11 protein-coding genes are annotated in these 13,247 nt (G+C 62.4%); 4 read left to right on the forward strand and 7 right to left on the reverse strand.

Annotated elements, in window-relative coordinates:
- Positions 1 to 288 precede the first annotated feature (288 nt).
- From CWR53_RS03595 to CWR53_RS03610, 4 genes are all read right to left on the reverse strand, one after another.
- Entirely contained in the window at positions 289 to 1,242 is a 954-nt protein-coding gene (locus tag CWR53_RS03595; RefSeq protein WP_100850623.1) for a transposase, read from the reverse strand.
- A 272-nt stretch (positions 1,243 to 1,514) separates the two neighbouring features.
- On the reverse strand, positions 1,515 to 4,319 hold the full coding sequence (locus CWR53_RS03600; RefSeq protein WP_100850851.1) for an FAD-binding and (Fe-S)-binding domain-containing protein: 2,805 nt from the start codon (positions 4,317 to 4,319) through the stop codon (positions 1,515 to 1,517).
- A 74-nt stretch (positions 4,320 to 4,393) separates the two neighbouring features.
- Positions 4,394 to 5,539: an FMN-dependent L-lactate dehydrogenase LldD gene (gene lldD, locus CWR53_RS03605; RefSeq protein WP_100850852.1), complete on the reverse strand. Its 1,146-nt coding sequence runs from the start codon at positions 5,537 to 5,539 to the stop codon at positions 4,394 to 4,396.
- A gap of 63 nt (positions 5,540 to 5,602) precedes the next feature.
- Positions 5,603 to 7,273, reverse strand: a complete 1,671-nt coding sequence (locus CWR53_RS03610; RefSeq protein ID WP_100850853.1) for a lactate permease LctP family transporter — start codon at positions 7,271 to 7,273, stop codon at positions 5,603 to 5,605.
- A 254-nt stretch (positions 7,274 to 7,527) separates the two neighbouring features.
- On the opposite strand from CWR53_RS03610, the gene CWR53_RS03615 reads away from it, so the two are divergent.
- On the forward strand, positions 7,528 to 8,295 hold the full coding sequence (locus CWR53_RS03615) for an FCD domain-containing protein (protein ID WP_058604769.1): 768 nt from the start codon (positions 7,528 to 7,530) through the stop codon (positions 8,293 to 8,295).
- Between the two features lie 142 nt (positions 8,296 to 8,437).
- Here the strand turns inward: CWR53_RS03615 and smpB are convergent, their stop codons facing one another.
- Positions 8,438 to 8,920 carry an SsrA-binding protein SmpB gene (smpB, locus tag CWR53_RS03620; RefSeq protein ID WP_023533119.1) on the reverse strand — a complete coding sequence of 161 codons (483 nt, stop codon included), beginning with the start codon at positions 8,918 to 8,920 and terminating at the stop codon, positions 8,438 to 8,440.
- A gap of 163 nt (positions 8,921 to 9,083) precedes the next feature.
- Between smpB and CWR53_RS03625 the strand changes: the two genes are divergently transcribed.
- On the forward strand, positions 9,084 to 9,524 hold the full coding sequence (locus tag CWR53_RS03625; protein ID WP_023533169.1) for a type II toxin-antitoxin system RatA family toxin: 441 nt from the start codon (positions 9,084 to 9,086) through the stop codon (positions 9,522 to 9,524).
- Between the two features lie 121 nt (positions 9,525 to 9,645).
- On the opposite strand, the gene CWR53_RS03630 is transcribed toward CWR53_RS03625, so the two are convergent.
- The gene (locus CWR53_RS03630) at positions 9,646 to 10,173 is read right to left on the reverse strand and encodes an outer membrane protein assembly factor BamE (protein WP_023533140.1); all 528 of its coding nucleotides are present in this window, start codon (positions 10,171 to 10,173) and stop codon (positions 9,646 to 9,648) included.
- Between the two features lie 97 nt (positions 10,174 to 10,270).
- On the opposite strand from CWR53_RS03630, the gene fur reads away from it, so the two are divergent.
- On the forward strand, positions 10,271 to 10,675 hold the full coding sequence (gene fur, locus CWR53_RS03635; protein WP_023533128.1) for a ferric iron uptake transcriptional regulator: 405 nt from the start codon (positions 10,271 to 10,273) through the stop codon (positions 10,673 to 10,675).
- Between the two features lie 101 nt (positions 10,676 to 10,776).
- On the opposite strand, the gene recN is transcribed toward fur, so the two are convergent.
- Positions 10,777 to 12,450, reverse strand: coding sequence for a DNA repair protein RecN (gene recN, locus CWR53_RS03640; protein WP_023533129.1), 1,674 nt, complete (start codon positions 12,448 to 12,450; stop codon positions 10,777 to 10,779).
- A gap of 193 nt (positions 12,451 to 12,643) precedes the next feature.
- Between recN and grpE the strand changes: the two genes are divergently transcribed.
- Positions 12,644 to 13,201, forward strand: a complete 558-nt coding sequence (gene grpE / locus CWR53_RS03645) for a nucleotide exchange factor GrpE (RefSeq protein ID WP_027915422.1) — start codon at positions 12,644 to 12,646, stop codon at positions 13,199 to 13,201.
- Positions 13,202 to 13,247: the final 46 nt, after the last annotated feature.

Raw genomic sequence — 13,247 nt, forward strand, 5'->3', positions numbered from 1 at the left:
GGGTATCGGATGAAGATCACCGGGGCCGCTGCGCGGCCCATCGCGGCGCGAGGCCGCTCCCACTGGGTTTGGAGCTGCGGCGGGAGGTGTCGGGTTTGATGCAGGTTTTATAACCTGTGTGGAAGGGCTGCTTGGCAGCCCTTTCTTGTTGCTGAGTTTGCTGTGCCGTTAGGTATCGGATGAAGATCGCCGGGGCCGCTGCGTGGCCCATCGCGGCGCGAGGCCGCTCCCACTGGGTTTTGCGTATTCGAATACTGCTCGGATCTGCTGTGGGAGATTCTATGGTTTTCAGCAAGCCAGTTTCCCCTTTCTGGTGACATATTCGTCCTGATTTCTCATCAGGGCGAACGCCACCCGCGCAAGTTTCCTAGCCAAAATCACCAGTGCTTGGGTCGTCGCTTTTCCTGCCGTGCGCTGTTTCTCATAAAGCTCTTTCCATGCCGCCGATCGGCTGGCTGCCATCGCAGCGTTATGAAGTAGACGACGGATCTCCGAGCAGCCGCGCTTGGTAAGACGGCGACGTCCATTCTTCTGCCCAGAATCGCTCACTCTCAAGTCCATCCCCAAAAAGGCGATGTATGAGTCGCTGCTCTTAAATTCACCTCTCACAAATGCCATTACCAATGCGGTGGCGGTGAGAAAACCGATTCCTTCCACTGCCTGGCAACGTGCAACTTGCTCCTGCAATCCAGCCTCGCGCAGCACTTCTTTCAGTTTCTTTTGGATCAACTGGTCCAGCCGATCAATCGATTTCACAAAGGTCTCGAAGGCGGCTCTAAGCAGATTTTCGTTGGCCCAACTTTGGGTCATCGCAGTGCGCGCAGTCACCAAAGCCGCCCGGCGCCGCAGCAGGCTCTGGAGCTTGCCGTAGACGGCTGGCGGAGGGCTCCAGGGCCGGAGTTCGTTACCTTCGTTCCTAAGGAAACGGGATAGTAGTCGAGCATCAGATGGATCAGTCTTTACACGTCCCCCGACACCTTTTCTGTAGTTGTTTAACTGGAATCCGTCGACGACATAAACCTGAAAACCCATCCCGTGGGCTAGTTCAACCAAGTCCAAGTGGTAGACATTGGTAGCCTCAACGGCGATCGCCGTGTGGGCCGCTTGCTGTTTGAGCCACTTCTTGATTTCTGGCTTAGCGTTTTTAATCTTGATAATTTCATCGCGGTCGTCGTGATGAATAACCAGCTCCGCTTTTGCGACATCTACACCCACGATTAACCGATCTACCTGCATTGCCATGGGTGGCTCCTCACGTTATGGTTCTAGGGCTTGAAGGGGGTTTCACCAAGAGGCGCTGGCTTGCTTCTATCGTCGTTCAAAAACGATGCATTCTTTATCGGCGCTTTGGTGGAAGGGGTGGGGCGATGTCTCCCACAGTCTGTACTGCTGCTGACAGTCAGAATCGGCTTTCGCGTCCCACCACCCCTTCAAGTCTAACCATACAAGCGGCCTAGTGCCGCGATGGGCCGCGCAGCGGCCCCAGGTTCCCAGCATCGAACGCGGGGCCCCAGCTACCGCGCCTGGGTCACCCGGTCCACCAGGTACACCAACCCGTGATAATCGATGCCACTGTGGGTCGACAAGCCAATCTCACAGGTGCGGCTGGTAGAAATGCCCTCACCACAGTACTGCACGGCATCTTTCAGGCTGCGCAAGGCATGGGCATTGAGCTCCGGGGTGGTGAAGCCCTTGTCGCCAGCAAACCCGCAGCAATGAATGCCTTCCGGTATCACCACCTGGGTGCTGCACCGTCGCGCCAGGTCGATCAGGGCCTGGCTTTCGCCCAGGTGCTGCGTACTGCAGGTCACATGCACGGCCACCGGTTCATCCTGCGGGGTGAAGGTGAGCCGGTCGACCAGGTGCGTGCGGATGAAACGCACGGGGTCGTACAGGTCCAAACGGGTATCCCCCAGGTCCTGGACCAGGCGCAACGTGCAGGGGCTGGTGTCGCAATAGATCGGGTCCAGGCCGCCACGGCTGGCGTGCAGCAAGGCATTGATCAGCTCCTGGCGCTTGTGTTCAGCCTGCTCGGGATAGCCTTTGGAGGCGAAGGGCTGGCCGCAGCACAGGCTTTCGGCATTCTCTGGGAAGACGACCTGATACCCCGCTTTCTCCAACAGGCTGCGGGTCTTGTCCAGCAACGAGCTCTGCTCGCGATCGGCATACGCAGGGCCCATGACCTTGGACACGCAGGCAGCCAGGTAAACCACGCGCGGGCGCGGGTCGTTGCTCGCCTCACCTACGCGCACAGGGCGCAGAGGCTGGGGCATCGCCGGGGTCCAGCGGGGCACGCGGCCTTTGCTGGTCTTGCTCAGGGCGGCGCTCAAGCGGTTAAGACGAGGCGCGCCCAGTAGCTTGCGGGCTGTATTGGCGGCGGTCAGGGACAGGCGCGCGCCGCCCATGGCCGTCTTGAAGTGTTCGGCCAACCAGTCGGCGGCCTTGCCATGTTCGGCCGCCTGGGCGCGCAGCTTCTTGACCAGCTCGCCGGTGTTGATGCCCACCGGGCAGCGCTGGGCACACAGCCCCGTGGCAGCGCAGGTGTCCATGCCCTGGTACTGGAAGGTGTCGCGCAGGGCGCGGGTATCCTGGCCGTTGCGTTCCTTGGCCTGGATATCCCGCCACATGACGATGCGCTGGCGCGGGCTGAGGGTCAGCCCCTTGGACGGGCACACCGGCTCGCAGAAACCGCATTCGATACACTTGTCGACGATCACGTCGGCAGCCGGTAGCGGCTTGAGGTGCTTGAGGTGAATGGCCGGGTCTTCGCTGAGCACCACATCAGGGTTGAGAATGCCGTTGGGGTCGAGCAGGCGCTTGAGCTGCCACATCAGCTGGTAGGCATCATGCCCCCATTCGAGCGCCACGAAGGGCGCCATGTTGCGGCCGGTGCCGTGCTCGGCCTTGAGCGAGCCGCCGAACTCCACGGCCACCAACTGCGCCACGTCGTCCATGAAAGCCTGGTAGCGAGCCACCTCCTCGGCGCTGTTGAAACCCTGGGTGAAGACAAAATGCAGGTTGCCTTCCAGCGCATGGCCGAAAATGATCGCCTCGTCGTAGCGGTGCTGGTCGAACAGCTGGATCAGGCGGTTGACGCCCTCGGCCAGTTGCTCGACGGGGAAGGTGACGTCTTCGATGATGACCGTGGTGCCGGTCTGGCGCACGGCGCCCACGGCGGGGAAGGTGTCCTTGCGGATCTTCCACAGCTGGTTGTACACCACCGGGTCTTCGCTGAAATCCACTTGCTGTTCCAGGGGGAACTCGCCAATCGAGGCCATCACCTGGTGCACCTGCTCGTGCAGCAGGGTCTGGCTGGCGGCGCGGGATTCGATCAACAGCGCGCAGGCATTGGCCGACAGGCCCTTGACCCACACCGGCATGCCGGCCATGTCCTGCACCGAGCGCAGGCTGCGCCGGTCCAGCAACTCCACCGCCGACACGGGCTGGCGCTTGAGGATCGGCACGGCGCGGCAGCAGCTTTCGACACTGGGGAACACCAGCAGGGCGCTGGCCTTGTGTGGGTGGTCGGGCACGGTGTCGTAGGTCACCGCGCTGATGAAACCCAGGGTGCCCTCGGAGCCGACCAGCAGGTGCTGCAGGATGTCGAGCGGCTGGTCGAAATCCACCAGGGCATTGAGCGACAGGCCAGTGGTGTTCTTGAGCCGGTACTTGTGCCGGATGCGCTCGGCCAGGGCCGTGTTGGCGCGGGTCTCCCGGCCCAGGCGGGCGAGGGCGTCGAGCAAGGGGGCGTGGCTTTTCTGGAAGGCCGCGACGCTGGCCGGGTCCTCGCTGTCCAGGCAGGTGCCGTCGGCCAGCACCAGGCGCAGGCCGGCCAGGGTGTGGTAGGTGTTCTGCGCCGTGCCGCAGCACATGCCGCTGGCGTTGTTGGCAACGATGCCGCCTATCTTGCAGGCATTGATCGAGGCGGGGTCCGGGCCGATCTTGCGCCCGAATGGCGCCAGCCAGGCATTGGCCTGTGCGCCGATGACTCCCGGCTGCAGCCTGATCTGCTCGCCCTGGCCGCGCACCTCGCGCCCGTTCCAGTTATCGCCCAGTACGATCAGAACCGAATCGCTGATGGCCTGGCCGGACAAGCTGGTGCCGGCAGCGCGGAAGGTGATGGGCACTCGCTCACGCTGGGCCAGCTTGATCAGGCCGACCACCTCGGCTTCGGACTCCACGCGCACCACCAGCTTGGGGATCAGGCGATAGAAGCTGGCATCGGTGCCGAAGGCCAGGGTAGAGGTCGGGTCGTCGAAGCGACGCTCGGCAGGTATCAGGCGCTCGGCATCGCGCAGAAACGCAGCAGGCAGGCTCATGCAGTCTCCTCGCGGGGCCGCGACGTCTGGTGCGGCGCGTGCCCCGGTAATCAGGCGGTGTTTCAGGCAGGCGCTCAGGCGCCCAGTTCGCGTACCAGCGAGTCGCGGGTGATCTCGCCGATGGACTTGGTGCCGGTCAGCACCATGGCCACGCGCATTTCTTTCTCGAACAGCTCCAGCAGGTTCTTCACCCCCGCCTGGCCATGAACTGCCAGGGCATACAGGAAGGCCCGGCCGATCAGCACGGTGTCCGCGCCCAGGGCGATCATGCGCACCACGTCCAGGCCGCTGCGAATGCCGGAGTCAGCCAGGATCTTCAGGTCGCCCTTCACCGCGTCGGCAATCGCCGGCAAGGCGCGGGCACTGGACAGCACGCCGTCGAGCTGGCGGCCACCGTGGTTGGACACGACGATGCCGTCGGCGCCGAACTTGACCGCATCGCGGGCATCGTCGGCGTCGAGGATGCCTTTGATGATCATCGGGCCGTCCCAGAACTCGCGGATCCACTCCAGGTCGCGCCAGGAAATGGACGGGTCGAAGTTGTTGGCCAGCCAGCCGATGTAGTCGGCCAGGCCCGTGGGGTTGCCCCGGTAGGTGGAGATGTTGCCCAAGTCGTGCGGGCGGCCCATGACGCCCACGTCCCATGCCCACTGCGGGTGGGTCATGGCTTGCAGCATACGCCGCAGCGGGCCGTTCTTGCCGCTCATGCCCGAGTGGGCATCACGGTAGCGGGCGCCGGGAGTAGGCATGTCGACGGTGAACACCAGGGTGCGAACGCCGGCGGCCTTGGCGCGCTCCAGGGCATTGCGCATGAAGCCGCGGTCCTTGAGCACGTACAGCTGGAACCACATCGGCCGGTCGATGGCCGGGGCCACTTCTTCGATGGGGCAGACCGAAACGGTGGACATCGTGAACGGGATGCCGTGGGCGGCCGCCGCACGGGCCGCCTGCACTTCGCCACGACGGGCGTACATGCCGGTCAGGCCGACCGGGGCCAGGGCCACGGGCATGCTCAGGGTTTCACCGAACAGCTCGGTCTGCAGGCTGAGTTCGGACATGTTCTTCAGCACGCGCTGGCGCAGGGCGATGCTGGCCAGGTCCGAAACGTTGTGGCGCAGCGTGTACTCGGCGTAGGCGCCGCCGTCGGCATAGTGGAACAAGAAGGGCGGCAACTTGCGCTGGGCGGCGGCGCGGTAATCGGTAGAGGCAGAAATGATCATGGGCTCTCGCAGCTTGGCAGGTGAGTAAGGCCGGGCAATGTGTGCTGCCCGGCCCCTTTCACTTTAGTGATGAACCAGCATGCCGGTCAGCCAGTAGGCCTGCACCAAGGTGATCAGGCCGACGATGGTGGCGAAGAACAGGCTGTGCTTGACGGTGAAGCGGAACAGGTCGGACTCCTTGCCCACAAGGCCGGTGGCGGCGCACGCCACGGCGATCGACTGCGGCGAGATCATCTTGCCGGTCACGCCGCCACTGGTGTTGGCTGCAACCAGCAGGGTGTCGTTCACGCCGATCTGGTGCGCGGTGGTGGCTTGCAACGAGCTGAACAGGGCATTGGAGGAGGTGTCCGAACCGGTCAGGAACACCCCCAGCCAGCCCAGGAACGGCGAGAAGAACGGGAACGCCGCGCCGGTGCCAGCCAGTACCAGGGCCATGGTCGAGGACATGCCGGAGTAGTTGGTCACGAAGGCGAAGGCCAGCACCATGCCGATGGACAAAATGGGCCAGCGCAGCTCGTACAGCGTTTCCTTCAAAGTGGTCAGACCAGTTTTGAGGTTGATCTTGAGCACGGCCATGGAGATCAGCGCCGACAGGAAAATCGCGGTGCCCGTGGCAGAAATCGGGTCGAGCTTGAACACGGCCGGCATGGCCGTAGGCGCGGCCACGATGGGGGCGGTCTTGATCACCAGTTGGTCGAGGTGCGGGATGGCGAAGTTGAACACGAAGTTGTACATCGCACCGCCCGGGGCGAACGCGGCCTTGAAGGGCTTGAGGGTCCAGATCGTGACCAGCACCGTGAGAATCAGGAACGGCGACCAGGCTTTGAAGATTTCACCCAGGCTGTAGGGGCTTGGCTGGCTGCCACCGGTTTGCACCACGGCCGCGCCAACGCTGCCGGTGGCCGCTGCGAACGAACGCTTGGGCTGCCACACTTTCAGGAACAGGGTCAGGGCGATCAGGCTGGCCAGGGCCGAGGTGATGTCCGGCAGTTCCGGGCCGATGAAGTTCGAGGTGAAATACTGGGTGACGGCGAAGCTCAGGCCGGCCACCAGGGCTGCGGGCCAGGTTTCTTTCACGCCGCGCAGGCCGTCCATCATGAACACCAGCCAGAAAGGCACGAACAGCGACAGCAACGGCAGCTGGCGACCGGTCATGGCGCCGATGTGGAAGGCGTCGATGCCGGTGACCTGGCCTGCCACGATGATCGGGATGCCCAGCGCGCCGAAAGCGACCGGTGCGGTGTTGGCGATCAGGCACAGGCCTGCGGCGTACAGCGGGTTGAAGCCAAGGCCCACCAGCAGCGCGGCGGTGATCGCTACCGGCGCACCAAAGCCGGCCGCCCCTTCCAGGAAGGCGCCGAAGCAGAAACCGATCAGCAGCACCTGCAAGCGCTGGTCGTCGGTGATCGACAGCACCGAGCTGCGGATCACCTCGAACTGGCCGCTCTTGACCGTGAGTTTGTACAGGAACACGGCCGCGACGATGATCCAGGCGATGGGCCACAGACCATAGAGGAAGCCGTAGCCGGCAGCGGCCAGAGCCATGTCGACAGGCATCTTGAAGGCGAAGATCGCCACCAGGATCGACAGACCCAAGGTGATGCTGCCGGCGACGTGGCCTTTGAGGCGGAAGACGGCCAGGGCCAGGAAGAAGAACACGATGGGGATGACCGCCGCCAGGGCGGACAGGCCGAGACTGCCCAGCGGGCTGTAGAGTTGTTGCCAGGTTTGCATATGGGGTGGCCCCTAATTGTTGTTGGTCATGCGCTGGCCCTGGATAATTGGTAAGACCAATTTACAATGGCTCGCCGCTAGGTTAAAAGCGCACACGGGGGTGTGTCAATTTGTCCGAGGCAGCACTTTGGTCGAATGCCGATAAGCGGGCAGGTGATGTGGCATGAAAAACGAGCGCTGGTGGGTGTCGGCCGGCTGCGGATCGGCGAGAATGGATGCCCCGGATATCAGCCGGGATTCGTGGAGAGCGTGTGATGGTTTTTGATCAGGTCCGCCAGCGGCGCCTGTCCGACGACATTGTCGATCGGTTGGAAGGGATGATTCTGGAAGGCACGTTGACGTCGGGCCAGCGGCTGCCGGCCGAACGCGTGCTGGCCGAGCAGTTCGGGGTGTCACGCCCGTCGCTGCGCGAAGCGATCCAGAAGCTGGTGGCCAAGGGCTTGCTGGTCAGCAAGCAGGGCGGCGGCAACTATGTGGCGCAGTCGCTGGGCTCCACGTTCAGCGACCCGTTGTTGCAACTGCTCGAACACAGCCCCCAGGCGCAACACGACCTGCTGGAGTTCCGCCACACCCTGGAGGCGTCTTGTGCCTATTACGCTGCCCAGCGCGCCACTGCACCCGACCGGGCTCGCTTGAAGGAGGCGTTCGACGTGCTGCAGGACTGCTACGCGCGGGCAGGGGAGGTCACACGGGCCGAAGAAGGCGCCGCCGATGCGCGTTTTCACCTGGCCATTGCCGAGGCCAGTCACAATGCCGTGCTGCTGCATACCATCCGCGGGTTGTTCGACTTGCTCAAGCGCAACGTGGTCACCAACATCGGGGGCATGTATCAGCAACGCAGCGAAACGCGCGACATGCTGATCAGTCAGCACCGGGAGTTGTACCTGGCGATTGTCGAAGGTCGGGCCGAGGATGCGCGGGAGGTGTCCAGCCGGCACATTCTGTACGTGCAGGAGGTGCTTGAAGAGGCGCACGAAGAGGCGCAGCGGGTCGCGCGGGCGGAGCGACGCAACGGGCACTAAGGGTATTTGTGCAGGCGAGTGTGCGCGTGAACAGCAGGCCGCTGCGGGCGACGTGCTGTTCACGGCAGGTACACATCCCTTTGAGGAAAAGATCGGGCAACTAGCTGCCCGTACCATCACTCGGCGGGGAAGGGGGCAAACGTTAGTCTTCCTTGCCCTTGTTGCGTACGGCCCGCTGCAGCTCGCGGTTGGAATCGCGTTCGCGCACGGTATCGCGCTTGTCGTATTCCTTCTTGCCCTTGCCCAGTGCGATTTCGCACTTGATCAGGTGCTTGCTCCAGTACAGCGCCAATGCCACGCAGGTATAACCCTTCTGCGCCACGGCTGCTTCGAGGCGCTCGAGCTCACGCTTGTTGAGCAGCAGCTTGCGGGTGCGGATGGGGTCTGCGATGACGTGGGTGCTGGCGGTGGTCAGCGGGGTGATGTGGCTGCCGAACAGCCAGGCCTCACCGTCCTTGAGCAGCACATAGCTGTCAACGAGGTGCGCCTTGCCGGCTCGCAGGCTTTTTACTTCCCAGCCGGACAGGACCAGCCCGGCCTCGAACTTGTGCTCGATGAAGTAATCGTGTCGCGCTTTCTTGTTCTGCGCGATGGTCCCGGTCGGATGTTTTTTTTGCTTAGCCATAGGGACGGCATTATAGGCAAGTCCGCGCGTCGTCCGCTATGGGATTTCTGCGTGCTTGAGCCACTGGAATGAATACCGGACAATACCTGCACTGTCATAGGTACAGAACCTGTAATCGGAATGCTGCGAAGCACCGCCACCCAGCCTTGGAAGTGACGCCTGGATGACTACCCATATTCAACGCTCCGCCCTGCTGCCATACCCCGCCCAGGCCTTGTACGACCTGGTAAACGATGTGGCCAGCTACCCGGACTTCTTGCCCTGGTGTTCCGACTCGACGGTGCTCGAAGCCAGCGAAACCCACATGCGCGCCAAGCTCGAGGTGGCCAAAGGCGGTATCAGCCAGCACTTCGTTACCCGTAATGTGCTGGTGCCGGGGCAATCCATCGAGATGAACCTGGAGGAGGGGCCGTTCTCCCAGCTGCATGGCATATGGGTGTTCAAGCCCTTGGGTGAGAAGGCCTGCAAGATCAGCCTGGACTTGTCGTTCGACTATGCCGGCTCATTGGTACGCGCCACGCTGGGGCCGCTGTTCAATCAGGCCGCCAATACCCTGGTGGATGCGTTTTGCGAGCGTGCCAAGCAGTTGTACGCTGCTTCCTAAGGGTTGCAATCGAGGTATGGCCACACTCAAGTGGCAGGGAGCGGTGACGCTTGATTGGAAGCGTCTCTTGCAGCAATGAAAAAGCCCGGACACCGTCCGGGCTTTTTTCGTATCAGCGCGTTTAGCGCGTTTCCAGCGGTGCCGGTGTAGGCACTGGCGTGGTTTCGATGGTGTCGATCTCGCGCTGGATGGATTCCTCGACCGAGCCTGGTTTGGCCGGTTTTTCTTCCGGTTGGGCTGCCGGCTGCTCGCCGTTGGCACCTGGGCTGACCGTGGTGTCGCCGCTGCCACCAAGGATTTCCTGGTCGCGGCTGACGCCCGGCATGAAGTCGCCAGACAGGCTTACCAGCTGGTCGCTTTCATTGAAGAAAATGCTCATGCGTTCCTGTTGGCGCTGACCGCCACCAGGTTGCAGGCTGTAGAGGTAGTCCCACCGGTTGGTGTGGAACGTATCCTGAATCAGAGGGTTACCCATGATAAACCGCACTTGCCGCCGGGTCATTCCCGGACGCAATTGGTCTATCATGTCCTGCGTGACGACATTGCCCTGCTGGATGTCGATTTTGTAAACCCCGGGAAACGAGCAACCGGCGAGTGCGAGCAGTCCCACGAAGGTGAGGCTGGTTAGCAAGAGCTTGGTGTTTTGCATCGGTGGGCGACTTCCACTATCTTGGCTGGACAACGTAAACACCGATCATACCCGTATTAAGAGAAGCTGCGAAGCAGCATCGGCGAGAAAGCTGACCATGGTTGAAAATAGCGAATTGCGCAAAGCCGGTCTCAAGGTGACCCTGCCTCGAGTCAAGATCCTTCAAATGCTCGACTCTGCCGAGCAGCGTCACATGAGCGCCGAAGATGTGTACAAGGCCCTCATGGAGGCAGGCGAGGATGTTGGCCTGGCCACCGTGTACCGTGTACTGACCCAGTTCGAAGCAGCGGGTCTGGTGGTTCGCCACAACTTCGACGGCGGTCATGCGGTGTTCGAACTGGCCGATGGCGGTCACCACGACCATATGGTCAACGTGGATACCAGTGAAGTCATCGAGTTCATGGACGCCGAGATCGAGAAGCGTCAGCGTGAAATCGTCGAAGAGCACGGTTTCGAGCTGGTGGACCACAACCTGGTCCTTTATGTGCGTAAGAAGAAGTAACGATTACTTCGTTCCGAACAGCAAAGGCGACCCTAGAGTCGCCTTTGTTTTTTCTGCAAACGGTGGTGGTGGCCGTTCTCCCGGCCCTGTGCCGAAGTGCCTCAGGCCTTGCCGCTGACCACCATCTTGCGCGCATGGGCCAGCGATTCCTTGGTCAGGTCGATGCCACCCAGCATGCGCGCCACTTCTTCGACCCGCTCGCGTTTGCCAAGGCTGGCCACGGCCGTGTGCGTGGTATCGCTCTCGCGGACCTTGTGCACGAACAGGTGGTGATGGCCTTGGGCGGCCACCTGAGGCAGGTGGGTGACGGTCAGCACCTGGCCGCGTTCGCCCAGGCGACGCAACAGCTGGCCCACGATTTCCGCCGTAGGCCCGCCGATACCCACGTCCACTTCGTCGAATACCAGGGTAGGGATGCGCGACGTCTGTGCCGTAATGACCTGGATCGCCAGGCTGATCCGGGACAGTTCGCCGCCCGAGGCGACTTTGGACAGCGCCTTGAGGGGCTGGCCTGGGTTGGCGCTGACCAGCAATTCGATCTGCTCCAGCCCATTGGGTGATAGGTCGGCCGTGTCATTGGGCGTGAGCTGAATGCAGAAGCGGCCACCGGGCATGCCCAGGCGCTGGATTTCCTGCTCGACCGCCTCTGCCAGTTGCTTGGCGGCATGCTGGCGCAGCCCGCTCAGTTCGCGGGCCTTCTCTTTGTAGTGCTGAGCGAATGCAGCCATTTCTTCGCCCAGGCGCTCCAGGGATTCATCGCTGGCGTTGAGCCCTTCGAGCTCCTCCATCAACTGCTGCTGCAGGTGTGGCAGCTCCGTGGGGTGCACCCGGTGTTTGCGCGCCAGGGTATAGATAGTGTCGAGGCGCTCTTCCAGGGCCTGGAGGCGCATGGGGTCAGCATCGAAATTGTCGAGGAAGCGGTTGAGTTCGCCCACGGCTTCTTCCACCTGAATCTGCGCGCTGGCAATCAGGTTGGCCGCTTCCGACAGGGCCTTGGGGGCGTTGCTGGCAGCGCCCAACCGGTTGAGGCTGGAGGTGAGCGCGCCAAGCACATTGCCCGAATCGCTTTCACTGCATTGGTCGATGACCTGGCGGCAAATGCCGAACAGGGCCTCGGCGCTGGTGAGGTTCTTGTGCTCCTGCTCCAGGTGCTCCAGCTCGTTTTCGCCCAGGCCCAGGTTGTCCAGCTCTTCGAGCTGGTAGCTGAGCAGTTGGTGGCGGGCCCGCTGTTCGTCGCCGGAATTGGACAGGCGCTCCAGTTCGAGCCGCGTCTGGTTCCAGCGCTTGGCCGCCATCTGCACTTGCCGGGCCAGGTCGATGGCCCCGGCGTACTCGTCGAGCAGGCGCCGGTGGGTATCGGCCTTGAGCAGGGACTGGTGCTCGTGCTGGCTGTGGATGTCGATCAGCAGCTCGCCCAGAGCCTTGAGGTCACCGAGGGGGCAGGGCGTACCGTTGATATAGCCACGGCTGCGGCCTTCGGCAGTGATGACACGCCGCAGGATGCACAGCCCATCGCTGGCCAGGTCGCGTTCGGCGAGCCAAGTGTGGGCCTCGGGGATGTCGACCAGGTCGAACGTGGCCAGGATGTCGGCCTTGTCGGTGCCGGGACGTACCACGCCGCTGTCGGCGCGGTCGCCCAGGGCCAGGCCCAGGGCATCGAGCATGATCGACTTGCCCGCACCTGTCTCGCCCGTGATCACGGACATGCCGCGGGCGATTTCCAGGTCGAGGTGTTCAACGATGGCGTAGTTGTGGATGGACAGGTGCACCAGCATGAGGGCGACTCCAGAAAGTCATGTCTGGTTATTTATACAGTAGTTTTTTCCAGCCTGCCAATGCCCTTTTGGCGCAAACGCTTCAAGGCGTAAAAACCAGGCTGCCCCTTGAAGCTGTATTTTCCGGCCCCATATACGCCACATCACCGGCGAGCCTGGCTCGCAGTCCACCAAATTGCGCAGGAGATATCCCATGGCTGATGAGCAGCTGAACGAGAAAGACCTCAACGTCGAGCAAACCGGTGCCGACAACGCAGCTGATGCCCGCGTGCTGGAACTCGAAGAACAGCTGGCCGCGGCCAAGGACCAGTCACTGCGTACCGTGGCCGAACTGCAGAACATTCGCCGGCGTGCCGAGCAGGATGTGGAAAAGGCGCACAAGTTCGCCCTGGAGAAGTTCTCCACCGACCTGCTGCCTGTGATCGACAGCCTGGAACTGGCCCTAGCTCACTCCAGCGCCCAGGACGAACACGTCAAGCAGATCCGCGAAGGCGTCGAGCTGACCCTGAAGATGTTCCAGGACACCCTCAAGCGCTACAACCTCGAAGCCATCGATCCGCATGGCCAGCCGTTCAACCCTGAGCACCACCAGGCCATGGCCATGCAGGAAAACGCCGAGGTCGAACCCAACAGCGTGCTGAACGTGTTCCAGAAGGGCTACCTGCTCAATGGCCGCCTGCTGCGCCCCGCCATGGTGGTGGTCAGCAAGGCGCCGAGCGCAGCGCAACCTTCTATCGATGAAAAGGCTTGAAATCCTTTCGGGCATCCCCATCTAGGTGTCAAGCCTTCAAGTATTA

The organism is Pseudomonas sp. SGAir0191, assembly GCF_002812565.2.
Classification (GTDB): domain Bacteria; phylum Pseudomonadota; class Gammaproteobacteria; order Pseudomonadales; family Pseudomonadaceae; genus Aquipseudomonas; species Aquipseudomonas parafulva_B.

What these genes read in the sequence shown, in the direction of transcription:
- CWR53_RS03595 (WP_100850623.1), bottom strand. Translation starts at nt 1,242, where the DNA reads ATGGCAATGCAGGTAGATCGGTTAATCGTGGGTGTAGATGTCGCAAAA.
- CWR53_RS03600 (WP_100850851.1), bottom strand. Translation starts at nt 4,319, where the DNA reads ATGAGCCTGCCTGCTGCGTTTCTGCGCGATGCCGAGCGCCTGATACCT.
- lldD (WP_100850852.1), bottom strand. Translation starts at nt 5,539, where the DNA reads ATGATCATTTCTGCCTCTACCGATTACCGCGCCGCCGCCCAGCGCAAG.
- CWR53_RS03610 (WP_100850853.1), bottom strand. Translation starts at nt 7,273, where the DNA reads ATGCAAACCTGGCAACAACTCTACAGCCCGCTGGGCAGTCTCGGCCTG.
- CWR53_RS03615 (WP_058604769.1), top strand. Translation starts at nt 7,528, where the DNA reads ATGGTTTTTGATCAGGTCCGCCAGCGGCGCCTGTCCGACGACATTGTC.
- smpB (WP_023533119.1), bottom strand. Translation starts at nt 8,920, where the DNA reads ATGGCTAAGCAAAAAAAACATCCGACCGGGACCATCGCGCAGAACAAG.
- CWR53_RS03625 (WP_023533169.1), top strand. Translation starts at nt 9,084, where the DNA reads ATGACTACCCATATTCAACGCTCCGCCCTGCTGCCATACCCCGCCCAG.
- CWR53_RS03630 (WP_023533140.1), bottom strand. Translation starts at nt 10,173, where the DNA reads ATGCAAAACACCAAGCTCTTGCTAACCAGCCTCACCTTCGTGGGACTG.
- fur (WP_023533128.1), top strand. Translation starts at nt 10,271, where the DNA reads ATGGTTGAAAATAGCGAATTGCGCAAAGCCGGTCTCAAGGTGACCCTG.
- recN (WP_023533129.1), bottom strand. Translation starts at nt 12,450, where the DNA reads ATGCTGGTGCACCTGTCCATCCACAACTACGCCATCGTTGAACACCTC.
- grpE (WP_027915422.1), top strand. Translation starts at nt 12,644, where the DNA reads ATGGCTGATGAGCAGCTGAACGAGAAAGACCTCAACGTCGAGCAAACC.